General features: G+C 68.3%; 15 protein-coding genes. 7 read left to right on the top strand and 8 right to left on the bottom strand.

Annotation, left to right across the window (positions count from 1 at the left end):
* The coding region (locus ALA01S_RS25160) for a 4Fe-4S binding protein (protein ID WP_157119275.1) at nucleotides 1-476 on the bottom strand (476 nt) is incomplete at its 3' end.
* A 206-nt stretch (nucleotides 477-682) separates the two neighbouring features.
* Entirely contained in the window at nucleotides 683-2,524 is a 1,842-nt protein-coding gene (locus ALA01S_RS25155; protein ID WP_066342052.1) for a hypothetical protein, read from the bottom strand.
* Between the two features lie 138 nt (nucleotides 2,525-2,662).
* Here ALA01S_RS25155 and ALA01S_RS25150 point away from each other — a divergent pair, with 138 nt between their 5' ends.
* The gene (locus ALA01S_RS25150) at nucleotides 2,663-3,592 is read left to right on the top strand and encodes a LysR substrate-binding domain-containing protein (protein ID WP_066342051.1); all 930 of its coding nucleotides are present in this window, start codon (nucleotides 2,663-2,665) and stop codon (nucleotides 3,590-3,592) included.
* A 45-nt stretch (nucleotides 3,593-3,637) separates the two neighbouring features.
* On the opposite strand, the gene ALA01S_RS25145 is transcribed toward ALA01S_RS25150, so the two are convergent.
* On the bottom strand, nucleotides 3,638-4,543 hold the full coding sequence (locus tag ALA01S_RS25145) for a DMT family transporter (protein WP_066342050.1): 906 nt from the start codon (nucleotides 4,541-4,543) through the stop codon (nucleotides 3,638-3,640).
* A 260-nt stretch (nucleotides 4,544-4,803) separates the two neighbouring features.
* On the opposite strand from ALA01S_RS25145, the gene ALA01S_RS25140 reads away from it, so the two are divergent.
* The 4 genes from ALA01S_RS25140 to ALA01S_RS25125 all read left to right on the top strand — a co-directional run bounded on the left by ALA01S_RS25140 (nucleotide 4,804) and on the right by ALA01S_RS25125 (nucleotide 10,404).
* Nucleotides 4,804-7,206 (top strand): bifunctional diguanylate cyclase/phosphodiesterase, encoded by a 2,403-nt coding sequence (locus ALA01S_RS25140; protein ID WP_066342058.1) that lies wholly within the window; start codon nucleotides 4,804-4,806, stop codon nucleotides 7,204-7,206.
* A 355-nt stretch (nucleotides 7,207-7,561) separates the two neighbouring features.
* Nucleotides 7,562-8,776 (top strand): cyclic nucleotide-binding domain-containing protein, encoded by a 1,215-nt coding sequence (locus ALA01S_RS25135; protein WP_169806009.1) that lies wholly within the window; start codon nucleotides 7,562-7,564, stop codon nucleotides 8,774-8,776.
* 69 nt (nucleotides 8,777-8,845) lie between these two features.
* Nucleotides 8,846-9,610, top strand: a complete 765-nt coding sequence (locus ALA01S_RS25130) for a flagellar motor protein (RefSeq protein ID WP_066342048.1) — start codon at nucleotides 8,846-8,848, stop codon at nucleotides 9,608-9,610.
* A 17-nt stretch (nucleotides 9,611-9,627) separates the two neighbouring features.
* The gene (locus tag ALA01S_RS25125; RefSeq protein WP_084267931.1) at nucleotides 9,628-10,404 is read left to right on the top strand and encodes an OmpA/MotB family protein; all 777 of its coding nucleotides are present in this window, start codon (nucleotides 9,628-9,630) and stop codon (nucleotides 10,402-10,404) included.
* 35 nt (nucleotides 10,405-10,439) lie between these two features.
* Here the strand turns inward: ALA01S_RS25125 and ALA01S_RS25120 are convergent, their stop codons facing one another.
* From ALA01S_RS25120 to ALA01S_RS25100, 5 genes are read right to left on the bottom strand one after another with little or no spacing between them, the layout of a single operon-like run.
* Nucleotides 10,440-10,676: a formate dehydrogenase subunit delta gene (locus ALA01S_RS25120; protein ID WP_066342047.1), complete on the bottom strand. Its 237-nt coding sequence runs from the start codon at nucleotides 10,674-10,676 to the stop codon at nucleotides 10,440-10,442.
* Between the two features lie 17 nt (nucleotides 10,677-10,693).
* Nucleotides 10,694-11,527, bottom strand: coding sequence for a formate dehydrogenase accessory sulfurtransferase FdhD (gene fdhD, locus ALA01S_RS25115; RefSeq protein ID WP_066342046.1), 834 nt, complete (start codon nucleotides 11,525-11,527; stop codon nucleotides 10,694-10,696).
* A gap of 1 nt (nucleotide 11,528) precedes the next feature.
* Complete coding sequence (gene fdhF, locus ALA01S_RS25110; RefSeq protein ID WP_066342045.1) at nucleotides 11,529-14,408, bottom strand: formate dehydrogenase subunit alpha; 2,880 nt, start codon at nucleotides 14,406-14,408, stop codon at nucleotides 11,529-11,531.
* Between the two features lie 51 nt (nucleotides 14,409-14,459).
* Nucleotides 14,460-16,010 carry a formate dehydrogenase beta subunit gene (locus ALA01S_RS25105; RefSeq protein WP_066342056.1) on the bottom strand — a complete coding sequence of 517 codons (1,551 nt, stop codon included), beginning with the start codon at nucleotides 16,008-16,010 and terminating at the stop codon, nucleotides 14,460-14,462.
* Between the two features lie 32 nt (nucleotides 16,011-16,042).
* Nucleotides 16,043-16,492 (bottom strand): NAD(P)H-dependent oxidoreductase subunit E, encoded by a 450-nt coding sequence (locus ALA01S_RS25100; protein ID WP_084267930.1) that lies wholly within the window; start codon nucleotides 16,490-16,492, stop codon nucleotides 16,043-16,045.
* Nucleotides 16,493-17,029: 537 nt separating this feature from the next.
* Between ALA01S_RS25100 and oxlT the strand changes: the two genes are divergently transcribed.
* Together oxlT and oxc are read left to right on the top strand one after the other, a co-directional pair.
* Entirely contained in the window at nucleotides 17,030-18,316 is a 1,287-nt protein-coding gene (oxlT, locus tag ALA01S_RS25095) for an oxalate/formate MFS antiporter (protein WP_169806010.1), read from the top strand.
* A 257-nt stretch (nucleotides 18,317-18,573) separates the two neighbouring features.
* Entirely contained in the window at nucleotides 18,574-20,370 is a 1,797-nt protein-coding gene (oxc, locus tag ALA01S_RS25090) for an oxalyl-CoA decarboxylase (RefSeq protein WP_084267929.1), read from the top strand.
* Nucleotides 20,371-20,488: the final 118 nt, after the last annotated feature.

Genomic DNA, 20,488 nt, shown 5'->3' with positions numbered 1-20,488 from the left:
CTTTTGCGCAGCAGCTTCTCGGCGCCCCAGGGCGCGGCGTCCAGCCGGATGCGGGCGGTGCGCTCGCCTTCGAACTTGCGTTCCACCCACATGAAGATCTCGGTGTAGACCGTCTGCGGGCAGGCGTAGCCGCACCACAGCCGGCCGCCCACGGCGGTGAAGAGGAACAGCCCGTAGGCCGAGACCATGAGCAGCGCCGAGAGGTAGATCAGGTCCTGCGGATAGAAGACCAGGCCGAAGAGGAAGAAGCGCCGCGCGCCCAGGTCGAACAGCACGGCCTGGCGGTCGTTCCACATCAGCCACGGCAGCCCGTAGAAGACGAGCTGCGTCAGCCACACCAGGGCCCAGCGCCAGTGGTTGAACTGCCCCTTCACCGAGCGGGCGTAGATCTTCTTGCGGGGCTGGTACAGCGAGATGAGCTTGGGCTTGCCGCTGTCGCCGGCCTCGCCCTGGGCGGGAGTGGGGACGGTGTTCATGCGCCGACATCCCCAAGAAACGTGCCAGCGACCCCTGGCCGCGCCAGGTGCTTGCGCGACAAGCACTTGGCGCCGCAGGCCGGCCGCGGCCTGCCTGCGGGGTGGCATGCGGCTGCCGCGGCTGGCAGGGCGTGGCAGTAGTGGCGGCAGTGGCGGCAGTGCGGGCGGCCTCGATGCGGCCGGGGCCGGCGGCGCGGCCGTCCGGTTCAGCCCACGCGCGGGCCGATGTACTCGGTGGCCAGGACGAAGTGGTTCATGCGGTAGTGCATGGTCATGTCGGGCAGGGCGCGGCCGCCGAAGTACCAGTTGATCCACGGGCCGCGCAGCGCCATCTCGGGGTGGCAGCGCCAGCGCAGGCCGCGGCGCTCGCTCACGAGCACGCCGTCGAGCCAGGTGTCGAGCTCGCCGTCGGGGACGGACTCGCCGTTGCCCAGCTCGTCGTAGGGACCGGTGACGGAATTGATCTTGATGCGCTGCTCCACGCAGTGCCAGCGCCCCTTGGCGATGGCCGCGCTGCCCAAGCGCTCGATCACGCCGTAGTCGCTGGGCTGGTCCAGCGAGTAGACGTAGTCCTGCAGCGGGCGCAGCCCCGAGTAGGGGTTGCCGTCGCCGGGGTCTATGCCGGCGCACAGGCGCACGGAATGGCCGTCGTAGCCCCAGCGGTCGGCGAGCTGCACGCCGCCGGAGCTGCCTGCGGGCCAGAAGTGCTTCTTGCCGGAGCCGCGGCGTCCGCCGTTGCCGGTGATGGAGTACCAGTAGCCGCCGGCGTAGTCGTTCCACCAGCCCATGCGCAGGTCCCAGCCCAGGGCGATCTTGTGGACGTCCGCGGTGCTGTTCCAGTCGTCTTCCAGCATGAAGTACAGCCGGCAGTAGAGCTCGTCATACGTGGCGGGCAGGGCCGGGCGCAGCGGGTCGGCGGCGTCGCCGCGCAGGAGCTGCGTGACGGCGTGGAAGGAGGCGTGGGTCTGGGGAACAAACTGCCCGCGCAGCATGGTCGTGCCCGGTGCGTCGGGGTCGGGCAGTTGCTGGCAGGGGTTGCGCGACGAGTCGGTGAGGACCTCATCGAACACCGCGCCGCGCGCGAGGTTGCCGAAGTCGCCGCAGCGCAGCACCGAGGGGTGCGACTTCAGCGCCGCCTCGCCCTGGGCCGCCAGGCCCATGCGCGGCGCCTGGCCGTCCGTGCCGAGATTGAAGCGCGGCGCATCGACCTCGAACACCTTGACCGTGAACACGTAGTTGGCCTGCAGGCAGTTGAGCCGCATCAGCGCGGACTGCACCGAGCCCTGCACCGCGCTCAGGTCGAACTGCACCATGACGGGGGCCGAGGGCTTGTGGGTGGCGCTTTGCCGCGTGTCCGGGCTGCGGTAGGTGGAGGGGTCGAAGCCGCAGAGCATGCCGGCGCAGTTGAAGCTGCCCTGGTCGGTGGTGACCAGCAGTTGCGGCGGCACCTCGGACTCGCGCCCGCTCCAGATGGCGTAGGCGGAGCCCGTGGTGCCGCTGCCGCGCAGGAAGGCGCCGCGGTTCTCGCCGCTGTCCACCCAGTGCCGTACCAGCGCGGTGATGTCCACCTCGTAGACGCGCGGCTGGCCGCTCACGGGGAAGCTGGCCCAGGGCACGTCGCCCTGGGGCAGGCCTTGGGCGTCCAGCCAGTCGCCGGTGTTGCGGTGCTTCCACGGCAGTGCGAGGTGGCGGCTCCAGAAGTCGCGGCTGGGCCCGCTGCCGGCGTCCCACAACAAAAACTGCGGCGGCGCCTGCGGTGTCTGCGCCGGCGTGTTGCCGGCGACTTCCTTGGCCTGCTCGGTGGCCAGGGGCGCCGCCGTGGTGCCGGACGCGGGCATGGAGAGGTCCAGGCCGCTGTCTTCCCCGCCGCCGCAGCCGGCCAGCATGAGCGCCGACAGCGTGGACATGGCCTGTCGCCGGTTGAGGTTCAGCATCTTGTCCTCCTTGTTGAGTTCGCAACTATTGGCCGACGGCAACCCGCTGTGGATGCGGTTGGCCGCGCTGCGTGACGCCGCGCTCTGCGCTGGGCGCAGGTGGCGGTGCTGCATTGCCGTCCTGCCCTTGCCCTGCTCATCGGCGCTGCGCAAAGCAAGATGAGGGCTCGTGGCAGAAATTTTTCCGTGCCCGCGGCAGCGGCCTGGCCGGCGGGCGGCCGGTGCCGGCGCCTCGCCTAAAATGCCGGCACCGTGAGCCTCTCCTTCCACCTCGATGACCTGCGCGTTTTTTGCCTGGCGGCGCGCCGGGGCAGCTTTGCCGCCACGGCCAAGGAGCTGGGCACGTCGCCGGCCTTCGTGAGCAAGCGCATCGCGATCCTGGAGCGGTCGCTGGGCGTGAGCCTGTTTCACCGCGCCTCGCGCCGCGTGTCGGTGACCGAGGACGGCGAAGCGGTGTTTCGCTCCGCGCAGCAGATCCTGGAGGAGGTGGGCCGCCTGGGCGAGACGGTGGCCGGCGGCAAGGCCGAGCCGCGCGGGGCGCTGCGCATCAGCAGCGGCTTTCGCCTTGGGCGGCGCCACGTGGCGCCGGCGCTGTCGCTGCTGGCGCGGCGGCATCCGGGGCTGGACATCTGGCTGGAGGTGGTGGACCGCCAGGTGGACCTGATCGCCGAGGACATCGACCTGGACCTGCGCGTGGGCGAGGTGCACGAGCCGCACCTGGTGGCGCACCGCATCGTTCCTGCGTTTCGCATGCTGTGCGCCGCGCCCAGCTACCTGCAGCGCATGGGCCACCCCAAGACGCTGGCCGACCTGGCGCAGCACGAGTGCCTGCTGCTGCGCGAGCGCGACCTGCCCTTTGGCGTGTGGCGGCTCAACGGCCCAAACGGGCTGGAGACGGTGAAGGTCAGCGGCGCGCTGGCCTCCAACAACGCCGACATCGTGCGCGTGTGGGCGCGGGACGGGCACGGCATCCTGCTGGCCTCGGACTGGGACGTGGCCGCCAGCCTGGCCGGCGGCGAGCTGGTGCGCGTGCTGCCCGCCTACAGCCACCCGGCCGACGTGTGGGGCGTCACGCCGCTGCGCTCCAGCCAGTCGGCCAAGGTGCGCGTGTGCGTGGCCTTCCTGCGGGAGCAGTTGACGCGCGGGCCCTACGCGCTCGGCGGCGCGGGTAGCGCAGGCTGAAGGCGGCCGCTCGCGAGGGCCAGCGTTTCAGCGACTGCAGTCGCTTCAGGCGCGGCAGGCGCTGCCCGCGCCCGCCAGCCGCGCGGCGTGCTCGCGCCCGCTGAGCCAAGTGCCCAGCGCGCCGCAGGCCGCGATGGCGGCGATGCCGCCCACCGCCAGCGCGTCGGGCGCGTGGCGGAACACCAGCCAGCCCGCCAGCGTTGCAAAGCCGATCTGCGCATACAGCCAGGGCGTGAGCAGCGCCACCGGCGCGCGGCGGTAGGCCAGGATGAGCAGGAAGTGCCCCACCGTGCTGACCAGGCCCACCAGCAGCAGCAGCGCCCACAGCACGCCGGAGCCCAGCGGCTGCCAGGCGAAGGGCAGCGCCGCGCTGGCCACCAGCGCGCCCACGGCGCCGGTATAGAAATGCATGGTGCCCGGGTCGTCGGTGCGCGCCAGGCGGCTGGTGACGATCTGGAAGCCGGTGTTGGTGGCCAGCGCGCCCAAGGGCATGAGCAGCGTCCAGTCGAACACGTCGCTGCCGGGCTGTATGACGGCCAGGGCGCCTGCGAAGCCGCCGCCCGCGCACAGCCAGCGCGCCGGCGAGATGCGCTCGCGCAGCGCGGTGGCGGCAACGAGCGTCATCACCAGCGGCGTGAGCATCACGATGGCCGTGACCTCGCCCACCGGCATGTGCTTGAAACTCATGAAAGCGAAGGCGCTGCACGACAGCAGCAGCAGCGCGCGCAGCGCGTGCAGGCCCGGGCGCCGGGTGTGAAACAGCGTCTTCCCGCGCGTGGGCAGCAGCACCACGCTCGTGGACACCGCCTGGAACAGGTAGCGCACCCACAGCGCCATGGCCAGCGGCACGCCGGTGCTGATGAGCTTGGTGGTGGCGTCCAGGGTGGCGAAGCAGGCCACTGCCAGCAGCAGCAGCCCTATGCCATGCAGGGCGCGGGAGGAGGGGTTCAAAGGGCGGCCTGATGCAGATCAAGAAAACGGCCTCCAGCCTAAGGAACACGGAACGTAAAACCAAGCCCTATGCCGTGGAGTCTCGATTCACGAAGTGTTGACGATCCGCGTCTTGCGTGCCCGGGATGCCGGCCGGCGAGCCGCTGGGCGCTGCCGGCCGTTACAGCCGCAGCGCTTGAGTACACCGCGGCAGGTGACGAAAGCGCGCGCAAGGTGTAGATGCATGCATCGGCCCAATGGCCGCCCGCGGCGGGGAAGCGATGCAGAAGAACCGATCCGGCCTTGAGGAGCTCGAACGCCTGGAGCGCGCCTTGCGCACGCTCTCCGGCTGCAACCGTGCCCTGCTGCGTGCGCGCAGCGAGGATGCGCTGCTGCGCGAAATCTGCCGCGTGGTGGTGGAGGAGGCGGGCTACCGCATGGCGCGCATCGGCCGCGCCGAGCACGACGAGGACAAGACCGTCACGCTGCTGGCGCAGGCCGGCATTCCGCTGGACGAGGCCGACATGCACGCGCTGCGCTGGAACGACAGCGAGCGCGGCCACAGCGCCACGGGGCTGGCCATCAGCACCGGGCAGCCCCACCTCATCAACGACGCGCAGGGCGGCGACTTCCCGCCGTTCTGGCGCGACTTCTCGCGGCGCTGGGGGCTGGGCTCGGTGCTGTCGCTGCCGCTGCGCATAGAAGGCGAGATCTTCGGCGCGCTCACCATCGCGGCGCCGGAGCCTGACGCGTTCGACGGGCGCGAGCGCCGCATCCTGGACGAGGTGGCCGACGACCTGGCCTTCGGCCTGGAAATCCTGCGCCTGCGCCGGCGGCGCGAGCAGGCCGAAGCCGAGGTGCGCCATCTCAACCGCGCGCTGCGGGTGCGCGCGGCGGTCAACCACGCGCTGGCGCAGGCCGCCGACGAGGCGGCGCTGCTGCAGGAGGTCTGCCGTGTGGCGGTGCAGGAGTGCGGCTACCGGCTGGCCTGGGTGGGCTACCTGCAGCAGGACGAGGCGCTGACCCTGTGCCCAATGGCCCACGCCGGGCTGGAAGAGGGTTTTCTCTCGCTGCGGCGCAACTGGAACACCAGCCGCCTGGGGCGCACCCTGGCCGAGCGCATGGAGGCGGGCGAACCCATGGTGCTGCGCGACGTGGTGCACGACCCCGACTACCCCTTCCGGAAGGACGCACGCGAGCGCGGCTACGGCTCGGTGGTGGTGCTGCCGCTGCGCGTGGACGGCGTGCTCACGGGCTCCTTCCACATCCTGGCCGCGGAGACCGACGCCTTCGACGACAAGGAGGTGCAACTGCTCCTGGCCACCGCCGTGGACTTGGGCTTTGGGCTGGCGGCGCTGCGCCACCGCGTCAAGGCCGCGGCGGCGGAGGAAACCATCCGCCGCATGGCCTACTTCGACGCCGTGACGCGGCTGCCCAACCAGGCGCGGCTGCGCGAGCTGCTGGAGGACGCCATTGCCGCCGCGCGCGAGGAGCGCCGGCCGCTGGCCGTGGTGCGCGTGGGCCTCATGCACCTGCGCGAGGTCAACGAGGCCCTGGGCAGCACCGAGGTGGACCGCCTGATGCGCGCCGCGGCGCAGCGGCTGCAGGCCGTGGTGGGCGAGGGCGGGCTCTTGGGCCGGCTCACCGAGGCCGAGTTCGCCCTGCTGCTGCCGCGCGCCGGTGCCGAGGCCGCCTGCCGGGTGGCGCAGCAGTGCGTGGCGGCGCTGGACGAGCCGGTGGACATGTCGGCCTTCCTGCTGGACGCGCGCGCCAGTGCCGGCATCAGCCTGTACCCGGGCCACGGCGCGGACGCCGAGATGCTCATCCGGCGCAGCGGCATCGCGCTCATGCAGGCGCGCGGCGCGGGCTCGCCCGTGGCGGTGTTCAAGATGGGGCTGGACCGCGAGTCCGCACAGCGCATGGCGCTCATGAGCGAGCTGCGCGGCGCCATAGAGCGCGACGAGCTCATGCTCTATTGCCAGCCCAAGATGCACATGGCCTCCGGCGAGGTCTGCGGCGCCGAGGCGTTGGTGCGCTGGAACCACCCGCGCCTGGGCCAGGTGAACCCGGGCAGCTTCATCAAGCTGGCCGAGCAGACGGGACTGATCACGCCGCTGACCTTCTGGATGCTGGACGCCACGCTGCGCCAAAGCCACGCTTGGCACGAGCAGGGGCGGCGCGCGCAGCCGCTGTCGGTCAACCTCTCCGCGCGCGACCTGCACGACCCCCGCCTGCTGGAGCGCATCGAGCATGCGCTGGCCACCTGGGGGGCGGAACCGGACTGGATCGAATTCGAGCTCACCGAGAGCGCGCTCATGCAGGACCCCACCGCCGCGCTGGAGACCTTGGCGCGGCTCAAGCGGCTGGACCTGCGCCTGGCCATCGACGACTACGGGACGGGCTACTCGTCGCTGTCCTACCTGCAGCGGCTGCCGGTGGACGCGATCAAGATCGACCAGTCCTTCGTGGCGGCCATGCAGCACGACGACGGCTCCACCGCCATCGTCCGCTCCACCATAGAGCTGGCCCACAGCCTGCACCTGCAGGTGGTGGCCGAAGGGGTGGAGGACGACGCGACGCTGGAGGAGCTGGCCGCGCTGCACTGCGACATGGCGCAGGGCTACTGCATCAGCCGCCCGCTGCCGGCCGACGATTTCCTGGGCTGGTGCGCGGCGCGGGCGTGAGCCCGGTCAGGACCGGCATTGACTTGCCGCTCGGGAAACTGCGGCATATACACGATCCTTTAACACTCTACGTATGACATAAAGTAACCGCCGTGTATAGTCCAGACCCATCCTAGGGGTCGTGGAATCCGCTGGCGCTGGGAGTAGCGGCGCGATGCGGAAAGTGCTGGAGAGCCTTTTCAACGTTGCCCTGGGCAATGCAGGAACTCTCCTGCGGCTGTTTTCAGGTTGTTTTTCTCCGGAAGCTCAAGGTTTCCGGGCGACAAATTCATCAGGCCGTTTCCGGGTTGCCGGTCAACGCCCACCTGGCAGGTCGCCACTGCATTGATTGGGTTGGTTGATTTTGGAGGGTTGGGTGAAACCGGTCACGACGCACGTGAAAAAAGTATCTCCAGGAGAAGTCATACTCTCCGAGGGATATATGGGCCTGCCTGCGATTTTCGTCATCAAGGATGGCCAGGTCGAAATTTCCATCACGCGCGACGACATTCGTATCGTCCTGGGCACGCTGGGCAAGGGGCAGTTTTTCGGCGAGGACGTGCTGGTGTCGTCCGAGCCGCGGCGCTATACCGCGCGGGCCTTGAGCTATTGCGAGCTGCAGGTGGTGGAAGCGGCGGCGGTGAAGGTCGCCATGGAGGGCATCCCGAGCTTCCTGCGCCACATGCTGCGCTCGCTGATACAGGCGGCCATGAAGAAGGACGAGCAGCTCGCCGGCCACGAGAACATCCAGCGCCAGTCCGACATCCTGAGCTGTGCCCACATCCTTGCGCTCATGGGGGCGGCCGATGCGCCCGCGCGCGCCGCGCGCCGCGAGCGGGAGGGCGAGCCCAACCTGCCCGTGGCGGACGTGATCAGACGGATTCGCGACGTCACCGGGCACTCCCGCCGCCACGTGGCCGCCACGCTCAAGCGCATGGCCATGCTCAACCTCATCTCGCTCAACAACGGCAGCGTGAGCCTGGACGCCAATGCCGACGGCGTCGTTTCCGCCGCGCAGACGCTCTCTTTCCACCCCACGGCCATCGTCACCCGCGCGCAGGAGCTGGCCAAGCACAATTTCGACGGCCGGCTCCAAGGGGAGCTGGAGCTCATAGGCCTGGACGACCTCGAAACCCTCACCGGCGTGGAGCGCAACCAGCTTCTCAAGAAGCTGGCCGCCGCGGAAATTGCCGAAGACGTCTTCAATTTCAGCCGCACCGAGGTGCTGCGCTTCATCTCGGAAAAGGGCCGGGATTATTTCGCCAAGCGCCAGAACCGGGGTCAGCTCGAATCGGTGGACGATCTGCTGTACGTGGACAAGCGCATTTTGTTCGATGTGCTCAATGGTGTTGACGAATTCGACCTGGCCAAACTGTTCCAGCAGATCAGCGACAAGGAATTGCTGACCAAGCTGTACGGCTGCCTGTCCAAGTCCAAGCGCGAGGAAATCGAAAAGATCGTGGCACAGAGCGATGGCGGGGATCCCTACGAGGCCGAGCAGGTCGAGCAGACCGTGCTCGAAGCCGTGAAGGCGCTGCGCCGCCCGCCCGGTGCGCCGGCGCAGGCGGCGGAGCCGGCCTCGCCCTACTGACGCCGGCGGGTTTCAGTTCTCCACGGCGGCGCCGATAAAGAGCAGCAGACAACATAGGAAGTACCCGCCATGGATTTCTTGACCATCGTCGGCGCGCTGGTGGCGCTGGCCGCCATAGGGACGGGTTTTGCCCTGGAAGGCGGCAACCTGCTGGTGCTGCTGCAGACCGAGGCGCTGTTGATCGTGGTCGGCGGCACCTTGGGCGCGGTGATGATCCAGAACACCTGGATCCGGTTTTTCGACGGCGTCAAACAACTGCGCTGGGTATTTTCCTCGCCCAAGCCCGTGGACCGTGACAGCCTGGCGCAACTGCTGGAATGGGGCCGCAAGGCCAAGATGGAAGGCATGCTGGGCCTGGAAAACGTGGATACGGCCGGCATCAGCCAATTTGCCGCACGGGGGCTGCAATTGCTGGCCAACGGCGTGCCCACGCCGGTGATCGACGATGCGCTGCGCCGTGAGCTGGAAGCGTATGAGCGCAACCAGACGGCGGCTGCGAAAATCTGGCACCAGGCCGGCGGATATTCGCCCACCTTCGGCATCGTGGGCGCCGTGCTGGGCCTGATTCAAATGACCAGCCACATCACCGAGCCCGTCGAATTGGGCAAGGGTATTGCAGTGGCTTTCGTGGCCACGCTGTATGGCGTGGGCCTGGCCAATCTGGCCTACCTGCCGGTGTACGGAAAAATCAAGGCCCAGATCGATAACGAGCTGCGTTACCGGAAGCTGTATCTGGATGGGATCCTGGCCATTTCCCGCAAGGAATCGCCCAAGACGATAGAAACCCGCCTGGTGGGTGACGTGCGGCAGCGCGCCGACGAAGTGCTGGCCTGATTCTGGAGATTCCCGCCATGGCCACGCAGGACGCCGGCACACCCGCGCCGACCCCCCCGACCGTGAGTCCCGCCAAGGCGGCGGCCACGGTGTCCCAATTGCTGCAAACCCAGCCGGAAGCGCCATTCACGGCCATTGGCGACCGCGGCTGGCGACCCAAGGAACAGCACGACGAGGAGGAATCCGGCTCCGAGCGCTGGCTGGTTTCCTATGCCGATTTCATTACCTTGCTGATGGTGATGTTCATGATGCTGTACGCCCTGCAGCTCGTGAAAAACAAGGACGTCGTGATGAGCGACCTGGTGCGGCAAGACAAAACCCAGGCCACCCAGAATGTCGCCGCTCAAAACACGCAGGATGAAAAGGCCGCGGCGCTGATGGAAAATTTGACGGCGCTGGGTGACAACAGCGACGTGAAACTCTCACGCACTGCCGCCGGCGTGGAAATATCGCTGAATGCCCGGCTGCTGTTTGCCTCGGGCGATGCGCGGCTCCTGCCCGCCGCGCTGCCGGTACTCAAGAGCGTCACGAAAGCGCTGAAGGACGTGCCGCGCAACAATATCCTGGTGCAAGGCCATACCGACAGCCAGCCGATATCCAACGGCCGCTTCGAATCCAACTGGGAGTTGTCCTCGGCGCGTGCCGGTGTGGTGGTGCGCTATTTGGTGGAGCATGGCATCGAGCCTTATCGGCTGGCCTCCATGGGGCGGGCCGACAACGTGCCGGCGGCGCTGGGCGATACGCCGGAAGCGTATGCGGCGAACCGGCGCGTGACGATATTGGTGCAGTACTGAAATTGCTGTAATTGCTGCACGCCGTGTCCGGCGTGTCAGCCCAATTCGGCTCGATATTGTCTCAGCGTCACCAGCACTATTTCCTGAAGGCCTTCCCCCTGGTGGTTTTCCAGGTGCCGCAGGAGGCCGCTGCGCATCCTCGGCTCCCAATAGCGCTGTATATGCATCGCAAGATCGCGACGTGCTTCCTCTTGGTCCGGCATGGCATTGAAAAAATCGCCAATGCTGTTGGCCATGCGCACCAGGTTGTCCGTGCTGCGGTGTCCGTTCATTTCAATGGCTCCTAATTTCAGGCCGCCAGCGGCGTGATGTTCAAACGGCTCGCCGCGCTGTAGGCCATCCAGTCGCGCCCGCGCGCAAAGCCGATCAGGCACAGGCCCGCCTCCTGCGCCGTGTCCACCGCCAGCGCCGTGGGCGCGGAAATGGCCGCCAGGGTGCCCACGCCGGCGCACACGGTTTTCTGGACCATTTCGTAGCTGGCGCGGCTGGTGACGGCGAAGAAGCCGGCGGACGCGTCCACCCGGCCGCGGGCCAGGGCGCCTATGAGCTTGTCCAGTGCGTTGTGGCGGCCCACGTCCTCGCGCAGCCGCCACAGCTCGCCGCTGGGCCCGCACCATGCAGCGGCATGCGTGGCGCCCGTGGCGCCCTGCAGCACTTGGTGCGCACGCATGGCGGCCAGGGCGCAGGCGACCGATGAGGCCTCCAGCGCCATGGGCGCCACGCGCCGGTCGCAGCGCGGCAGGGCGTGCGCCAGGCTCTCCGTGCCGCACAGCCCGCAGCCGGTGCGCCCGGCCAGGGTGCGGCGGCGCTCCTTCAGCCGGGTGAGGCAGCGGCTGGCGATCTCCACGTGCACCACCACGCCGCGGTCCACCGCCTCGATCTCCAGGTCATGGATGTCGTTGGCATGGTCCACCAGGCCTTCGCTGAGCGAGAAGCCGTAGGCGAAGTCTTCCAGGTCCAGCGGCGTGGCCAGCATCACGGCGTGCGAGATGCCGTTGAACTGCAGCGCCACGGGCACCTCGTCGGCCACGTCGTCGCCCACCACGCTGGCCACGCCGCCCTGGCAGCGCAGGGCCTGCAGGCGGCGGGCGCCGGGATGCGTCATGAAGTCGGCGGCGCCCATGTCATTTCCCCATCACCAGGGCGGCTTCGGCGGCGGCAGCTTCGCCGCGGCGCTCCAGCGCGTCCAGTTGCTGCCGGTTGAACGCCTCGTAGCCGCGCTGCCATTCGGAGGGCTGCGCCACCTTGCTCACCTGCACCGCGGTCACCTTGTACTCGGGGCAGTTGGTGGCCCAATCGGAGCTGTCGGTGGTGATGACGTTGGCGCCGGACTCGGGGAAGTGGAACGTGGTGTAGACCACGCCGGGCTGCATGCGCTCGCTCAGCACCGCGCGCAGCACCGTCTCGCCCGCGCGGCTGGTGATGCCGACCCAGTCGCCCTCGCGCAGGCCGCGCTCCTCGGCGTCGTGGGGATGGATCTCCAGCCTGTCCTCGTCGTGCCAGCGGTTGTTGTCGGTGCGCCGGGTCTGCGCGCCGACGTTGTACTGGCTGAGGATGCGCCCCGTGGTGAGCACCAGCGGGAAGCGGCGCGTGACCTTCTCGGCCGTGGCCACGTACTGCGTGATCACGAAGCGCCCCTTGCCGCGCACGAAGCCGTCGACGTGCATGGTGGGCGTGCCGGCCTCGGCCGTGTCCTCGTTGCAGGGCCACTGCACGCTGCCCAATTTGTCCAGCTTGGCGTAGCTCACGCCGCGGAAGCTGGGCGTGAGGCGCGCGATCTCGTCCATCACCTGCGAGGGGTGCGCGTAGGGCATGGGGTAGCCCAGCGCCTCGGCCAGCTTCACGGTGACTTCCCAGTCGGCCAGGCCGCCCAGCGGCTTCATGACCTTGCGCACGCGCGAGATGCGCCGCTCGGCGTTGGTGAAGGTGCCGTCCTTTTCCAGGAAGCTGGAGCCGGGCAGGAAGACGTGGGCGTACTTGGCCGTCTCGTTGAGGAAGATGTCCTGCACCACCAGGCACTCCAGGCGCGAGAGGGCCTCCGTCACGTGCTGGGTGTTGGGGTCGGACTGCACGATGTCCTCGCCCTGCACATACAGGCCCTTGAACGAGCCTTCCAGCGCCGCATCGAACATGTTGGGGATGCGCAGCCCCGGTTCGGCCGAGAGCGCCACGCCCCAGGCGGCCTCGAACTCGGCGCGCACGGTGCTGTCGGACACGTGGCGGTAGCCCGGCAGCTCGTGCGGGAAGCTGCCCATGTCGCAAGAGCCCTGCACGTTGTTCTGGCCGCGCAGCGGGTTCACGCCCACGCCCTCGCGGCCCACGTTGCCCGTGGCCATGGCGAGGTTGGCGATGCCCATGACCATGGTCGAGCCCTGCGCGTGCTCGGTCACGCCCAAGCCGTAATAGATGGCGGCGTTGCCGCCCGTGGCGTACAGCCGCGCGGCACCGCGCACCTCCCGCGCCGGCACGCCCGTGACGGCTTCGGTCGCCTCCGGCGAGTTGTCGGCCCGCGCCACGAACTCGCGCCACTGCCGGAAGCTGCGGTCCTCGCAGCGCTCGGCGATGAAGAGCTCGTCGAGCAGCCCCTCGGTAACGATCACGTGCGCCAGCGCCGTCACCAGCGCCACGTTGGTGCCCGGGCGCAGTTGCAAGTGGAAGTCGGCCGCCACGTGCGGCGAGGCCACGAGGTCTGTGCGCCGCGGGTCCACCACGATCAGCTTCGCGCCCTCGCGCAGGCGCTTCTTCATGCGTGAGGCGAACACCGGGTGCGCATCGGTCGGGTTGGCGCCTATGACCATGATCACGTCGGACTGCTCGACGGACTTGAAGGTCTGCGTGCCGGCCGAGGTGCCGAAGGTCTGGCCCAGCCCGTAGCCGGTGGGCGAGTGGCACACGCGGGCACAGGTGTCCACGTTGTTGTTGCCGAAGGCCGCGCGTATGAGCTTTTGCACGAGGTAGGCCTCCTCGTTGGTGCAGCGGCTGGAGGTGATGCCGCCCACGGCGTCGTGGCCGTGCCGGGCCTGGATGCGCTTGAACTCGGACGCGGCGTGCGCGATGGCCTCGTCCCAGCTCACCTCGCGCCACGGGTCGGTGATGCGCTCGCGGACCATGGGCTTGGTGATGCGGTCCTTGTGCGTGGCATAGCCCCAGGCGAAGCGGCCCTTGACGCAGGAGTGGCCGTCGTTGGCCTGGCCGTCCTTCCACGGCGTCATGCGCACCACCTGCTCGCCCTTGACCTCGGCCTTGAAGCCGCAGCCCACGCCGCAATAGGCGCAGGTGGTGACGACGCTCTTGGTCGGCATGCCCAGCGCGACCACGCTCTTGTCCTGCAGCGTGCCCGTCGGACAGGCCTGCACGCAGGCGCCGCAGCTCACGCACTCGCTGTCCATGAAGGCCTGGTCCTGCCCCGGCGAGACGCGGCTGTCGAAGCCGCGGCCGGAGATGGTGAGGGCGAACGTGCCCTGCGTCTCCTCGCAGGCGCGCACGCAGCGGTTGCAGACGATGCACTTGCTGGCGTCGTAGGTGAAATAGGGGTTGGACTCGTCCTTGGCCGCGCCCAAGTGGTTCTTGCCCTCCATCCCGTAGCGCACGTTGCGCAGGCCCACCGTGCCCGCCATGTCCTGCAGCTCGCAGTCGCCGTTGGCGGCGCAGGTGAGGCAGTCCAGCGGGTGGTCGGAGATGTAGAGCTCCATCACGTCGTGGCGCAGCTTCTGAAGCTTGTCGCTTTGCGTGCGCACCTTCATGCCGGCTTCGGCCGGCGTGGTGCACGAGGCCGGGAAGCCGCGCCGGCCCTCGATCTCCACCAGGCACAGCCGGCAGGAGCCGAAGGGCTCCAGGCTGTCGGTGGCGCACAGCTTGGGCACGGACACGCCGGCTTCGATGGCCGCGCGCATCAGCGAGGTGCCCGCGGGCACGGTGACGGCCTGGCCGTCGATTTCCAGCGTCACCTGCTGGTCCGAGGCGCGCTTGGGCGTGCCGTAGTCCACGTCGTCATGAGGCAGCATGTCGGGGCTCCCGGAATTCCTGGATCAGGGTTGAGGCTTGTTCTGTCGGGCTCAGGCCGCTTGCTCGTCGTCGCCGAGCAGGCCGAAGTCGCGCGGGTAGTGGTCGAGCGCGGAGAGCACGGGGTAGGGCGTCATGCCGCCCATGGCGCACAGGCTGCCGGCCAGCATGGTGTCGCACAGGTCGCGCAGCAGCCGCACCTGCTGAGGCCGGTTGTGGTTGCGGACGATACGGTCTATCACTTCCACGCCGCGCGTGGAGCCGATGCGGCAGGGCGTGCACTTGCCGCAGCTCTCGGCGGCACAGAACTCCATGGCAAAGCGCGCCATCTGCGCCATGTCCACCGAGTCGTCGTGCACCACCACGCCGCCATGGCCCAGCACCAGGCCCTGGGCCGAGTAGGCGTCGTAGTCCAGCGGGAGGTCCCACTGGGACTGCGGCACGTAGGCGCCCAGCGGACCGCCCACCTGTATGGCCTTCACCGGCCGGCCGCTGGCCGTGCCGCCGCCGATGTCGAACACCAGCTCGCGCAGGCTCAGGCCAAAGGGCAGCTCGAACAGGCCGCCGCGCTTGACGTTGCCCGCGAGCTGGAAGGGCAAGGTGCCGCGCGAGCGGCCGGCGCCGAAGTCGCGGTAGAAGGCGGCGCCGTGCTCCAGGATGGTGGGCACGGCCGCGAAGGTCAGCACGTTGTTGATGACGGTGGGCTGGCCGAAGAGGCCGCTCAGGGCCGGCAGCGGCGGCTTTGCGCGGACGATGCCGCGCTTGCCCTCCAGGCTCTCCAGCATGGCCGTCTCCTCGCCGCAGACGTAGGAGCCGCCGCCCACGCGCACCTCGATGTCAAACGCGATGCCGGAACCCAGTATGGACTTGCCCAGCACGCCCGCCTCGCGCGCGGCCTGCACGGCGGCCGTGAAGGTGCGCACCGCATGCGGGTACTCGGAGCGGATGTAGATGAAGCCCAGCGAGGCGCCCACGGCCAGCGCGGCGATGGCCATGCCTTCGATGAGCAGGTAGGGGTCGCCTTCCATGAGCATGCGGTCGGCGAAGGTGCCGGAGTCGCCCTCATCCGCATTGCAGACCACGTACTTGGTGTCGGAGGCCGCCTGGGCCACGGTGCGCCACTTGATGCCGGCGGGGAAGGCCGCGCCGCCGCGCCCGCGCAGGCCGGAGTCCAGCACCTGCTGCACGATGTCCGTGCCCGGCATGGCCAGTGCCGCCTTGAGGCCCTGCCAGGGCACGGGCGCCAGTGGGTCGTTGAGCCCGCAGCGGGCGAAGGTCAGGCGCTGCTGGCGCTTGAAGGCGGGCAGCTCTTCCACGGGGCCCAGGCGCAACGGGTGCTCGCCGCCTTGCAGCAGCCCGGCTTCGAAGAGGGAGCGCACGTCCTGCGGCTGCACGGGGCCGTAGGCGATGCGGCCGGCGGGCGTTTGCACTTCCACCAGCGTTTCCAGCCACAGCAGCCCGCGCGAGCCGTTGCGCAGGATGCGCACGGGCACCCCCGCGGCGCCGGCCTGCGCGGCGATGGAGCAGGCCACGAGGTCCGCGTCGGCGGCCAGGGCGGCGGCGTCGCGGGAGACGTAGATGGTGGTGGCGGCGTTGGCGTTCATGGCGGCTTGGCCAGCGTTGGCGTTCACGGGGCTCATCGCGCGCCTCCCACGTCGTCCAGCAGTTCATCGAGCTTGGCCGAACTCATGCGGCCATAGGGCTGGCCTTCCAGCATGACGGCCGGCGCCATGGCGCACAGGCCCAGGCAGTACACGGGCTCGACTTCACAGTGCGCGCCGCAGTGCTGCGCGTGGGAGAGGAGCTGCTCGCCGCCGACGCTGCGGCAGGCCTCGGCGCGGCAGACCTGCAGGACCGGGCCCTTGGGCGGCTCGGATCGAAAGTGGTGGTAGTAGGTGAGCACGCCATGCACCTCGGCGCGCGAGAGGTTCAGCGCCTGCGCGATCTGCGCCACGGCCTGTTGCGGCACGTGGCCCAGCGCCTCCTGCACGCCGTGCAGCACCGGCATCAGCGGGCCGTGCAGGCCGGCGCGTTCCGCGAGAACCCTGCCGACGGCTTGCCGGTCGTAGGAATCGGTCTGGTTCATTCGATGTCCCCTGGTGGCCTGTGGTTGGGCGGACTATCCAAGGGGCCTGCGAATTCGGCCGTTGACTGCGATCAATTTTCGGAAATCAAGGGAAAGCACTGACATGGGCTGATATTCCCGGGTCGAGACCTGTTTACTGCGCTGCAGCAAATACCCGGGTGACGAGCGCGCGGGCCATTGCAGGCACGGCATGAAAAGCGCAAGCCGGCGCAGACAAGCGCGTCTGACGTAAGTTGTATAGGCAACTACAAAGCGAAAAACACCTTCTGCACTGCGAACATCGTCGCAAGTGATTTGAAGGTGTACCTCTGAAGGCGGGTTCCCCGTGGGTTCTCCCGGGTGTTGTGCAACGTGACTTAGGAACCTAGGGAAACCGCCTATCCGAGTTTTTGGGTTATTGACCGCAGTCAAGAGTTTTTTGGGGGTGCAAATCCGACATTGGCTCCCGCCACCAACGGCTCCAACACCGAGGAGTGCAACCCAATGAACCCGCAGTTTCCGGCTTCCCAAGCCACGCCAGACATCGCTCGCGGCCCAATGTTCCGATGGGGACAGCTGCTCATAGGCATCGTCTGCATGGCGATGATCGCCAACCTTCAATACGGATGGACGCTATTCGTCAACCCCATTGCCGACAAGTACGGCTGGTCCCGGGCGGCCATTCAAATCGCCTTCACCATCTTCGTGCTCACGGAAACCTGGCTGGTGCCCGTTGAAGGCTACCTGGTGGACAAGTTTGGCCCGCGCCCCGTGGTGCTGGGTGGTGGCGCACTCTGTGGCATCGGCTGGGTGATGAACTCCTACGCCGACAGCCTGACCCTGCTGTATTTCGCCGCGGCCGTCAGCGGCGTCGGTGCCGGCGCGGTGTACGGCACTTGCGTGGGCAACGCGCTCAAGTGGTTCCCTGACCGCCGAGGCCTGGCCGCAGGCATGACGGCCGCGGGCTTTGGCGCGGGCTCGGCGCTGACCATCCTGCCCATCACGGCGATGATCAAGTCGCAGGGCTACGAAGCGGCCTTCTTCTACTTCGGCATCGGCCAAGGCATTGCCACCATGCTGCTGGCGCTGTGCCTGCTGGACCCGAACAAGGTCATGAAGACGGTCAAGACCATGGCCACCAACCTGCAGCAGTCGCGCCGCGACTACGCGCCCACGGAAGTGGTGCGCAAGCCGGTGTTCTGGGTGATGTACCTGATGTTCGTGATGGTGGCGGCTGGCGGCTTGATGGCCACGGCGCAGCTCGCGCCCATCGCCAAGGACTTCAAGATCGCCGACGTGCCCGTGAGCATCATGGGCCTGGCCCTGCCCGCGTTGACCTTCGCCATGGCCATCGATCGCGTGCTCAACGGCCTGACGCGCCCCTTCTTCGGCTGGGTGTCGGACAAGATCGGCCGTGAGCAGACCATGTTCTTCGCGTTCACCATCGAAACCATCAGCATCCTGGGCCTGTACCACATGGGCCACAACCCGCTGGCCTTCGTGCTCTTCACGGGCCTCGTGTTCTTCGCTTGGGGCGAGATCTACAGCCTGTTCCCCTCCACCTGTGCCGACACCTTCGGCTCCAAGTTTGCCGCCTCCAACGCCGGCATGCTCTACACCGCCAAAGGCACGGCCTCGCTGCTGGTGCCGCTGTCCAGCGTGCTGGTGACGTCCAGCGGCAGCTGGGAAACGGTATTCACCGTGGCGGCCGTGATGAACGCGGTGGCCGCGCTGATGGCCTGGTTCGTCTTGCGCCCCATGCGCCGCAAGTTCATCGACCAGGCCCGCGCGGCAGCGGAAGTGCAGCAGACGAAGGATGGCAAGTCCTTCGCGGGAGCCGCCTGACCACGGCCCCTGCTCACCCGTGCGCAGCCTACTCTGAACCACTCGCCGGCTGCGCACGGGCCCGCTCCCCAATGCCCTCCTTCCAGGGCACCAATGCACCATTGGGTGCGCTAACCACGAAGTGGTCAATTTCTGAAAATTGACCGCAGTCAATGGAACAAATCGCAGCGCCGGGTGAAAGTTTCTCCAAGCCCGGTACTGATCTCAGCCACCACGGCGACCCCAACAGCCACCTTTTGAAGCACGAGGAATAAGACATGTCCAGCGTCATCGAGAAGTCCCCGGCCACCCGCGTGGCACCCGTGGCCACCCTGGCGGAGACCGGCGTGCAGGCCGCGGCGCCGGTGGTGGAGCAGCAGCAGGAGCAGCTCACCGACGGCTTCCACCTGGTCATAGACGCGCTCAAGCTCAACGACATCGACACCATTTTCGGTCTGCCCGGCATTCCCATCACCGACCTCACGCGGCTGGCCCAAGCCGAGGGCATGCGCGTGATCTCCTTCCGCCACGAGCAGAACGCGGGCCACGCGGCCGCCGCCGCGGGCTTCCTCACGCAAAAGCCCGGCATTTGCCTCACGGTGTCGGCCCCCGGCTTCCTCAACGGACTCACCGCGCTGGCCAACGCCACGGTGAACTGCTTCCCCATGATCCTGATCAGCGGCTCCAGCGAGCGCGAGATCGTGGACCTGGCCCAAGGCGACTACGAGGAGATGGACCAGCTCAACGCGGCCAAGCCCTTCTGCAAGGCCGCTTTCCGCGTCTTGCACGCCCAGGACATTGGCATCGGCATTGCCCGCGCCATCCGCGCGGCGTGCTCCGGCCGCCCCGGCGGCGTTTACCTGGACCTGCCCGCCAAGCTGTTCTCGCAGACCATGGAGGCCGAGGCCGGCCGCCGCTCGCTGGTCAAGGTTCAGGACCCGGCACCGCGCCAGTTGCCCGCGCCGGACACGGTGGCGCGTGCGCTGGAGCTGCTCAAGGGCGCCAAGCGGCCGCTGATCCTGCTGGGCAAGGGTGCGGCTTATGCGCAGGCGGACACGGAAATCCGCGAGCTGGTGGAGCGCAGCGGCATCCCTTATCTGCCCATGTCCATGGCCAAGGGCCTGCTGCCTGACACGCACGTGCAGTCGGCGGCTGCCGCCCGCTCTTACGTGCTGGCCGAGGCCGACGTGGTGGTGCTGGTGGGTGCGCGGCTGAACTGGCTGCTGTCGCACGGCAAGGGCAAGACCTGGGGTGCCGAGCCCAAGAAGTTCATACAGATCGACATCTCTCCCACCGAGATCGACAGCAACGTGCCCATCAGCGCGCCGCTGGTGGGCGACATCGGTTCCTGCGTGTCGGCGCTGCTGGCGGGCATGGGCAGCGGCTGGCAGAAGCCGCCGGCCGAGTGGACCGGCGCCATCGCGCAGCGCAAGGACAAGAACCTGTCCAAGATGGCGCAGACGCTGGAGTCCAAGGCCTTTCCCATGAACTTCCACGGCGCGCTGGGCGCGATCCGCAAGGTAGTGCAGGAGCGGCCGGATGCGATCGTGGTCAACGAGGGCGCCAACACGCTGGACTTCGCCCGCTCCATCGTGGACATGTACGAGCCGCGCAAGCGCCTGGACGTGGGCACCTGGGGCGTGATGGGCATCGGCATGGGCTTCGCCGTCGCCGCGGCCGTGACCACGGGCAAGCCCGTCATCGCCATCGAGGGCGACAGCGCCTTCGGCTTCAGCGGCATGGAGGTGGAGACCATCTGCCGCTATCAACTGCCGGTGTGCATCGTGATCTTCAACAACAACGGCGTCTACAAGGGCACGGACGTCAACCAGACCGGTGGTGCGGACCCGGCGCCCACCGTGTTCGTCAAGGACGCCCGCTACGACTTGATGATGACGGCCTTCGGCGGCCACGGCGTCACCGCCACCACGCCGGACGAGCTGGGCCGCGCCATGCGCGAAGCCATCGCTTCCGGCCGGCCCACGCTGATCAACGCCGTCATCGACGAGACGGCCGGCACCGAGAGCGGCCGCATCACCAACCTCAACCCCACGCGTGCGGCCACCAAGAAGTAAGCCGCAGGCGAGCTCACAGCTTCACACCCACACACGCCCACACGGCAACCCATCAAGGAGCGAATCATGACGAAACCTCTTGAAGGCATCCGCATCATCGACTTCACGCACGTGCAAG

This window comes from Azohydromonas lata NBRC 102462 (assembly GCF_001571085.1).
GTDB classification, from domain to species: domain Bacteria; phylum Pseudomonadota; class Gammaproteobacteria; order Burkholderiales; family Burkholderiaceae_C; genus Azohydromonas; species Azohydromonas lata.
The sequence above is the reverse complement of the archived record's forward strand: the minus strand, read 5'-3'. Positions and strand labels throughout refer to the sequence as shown.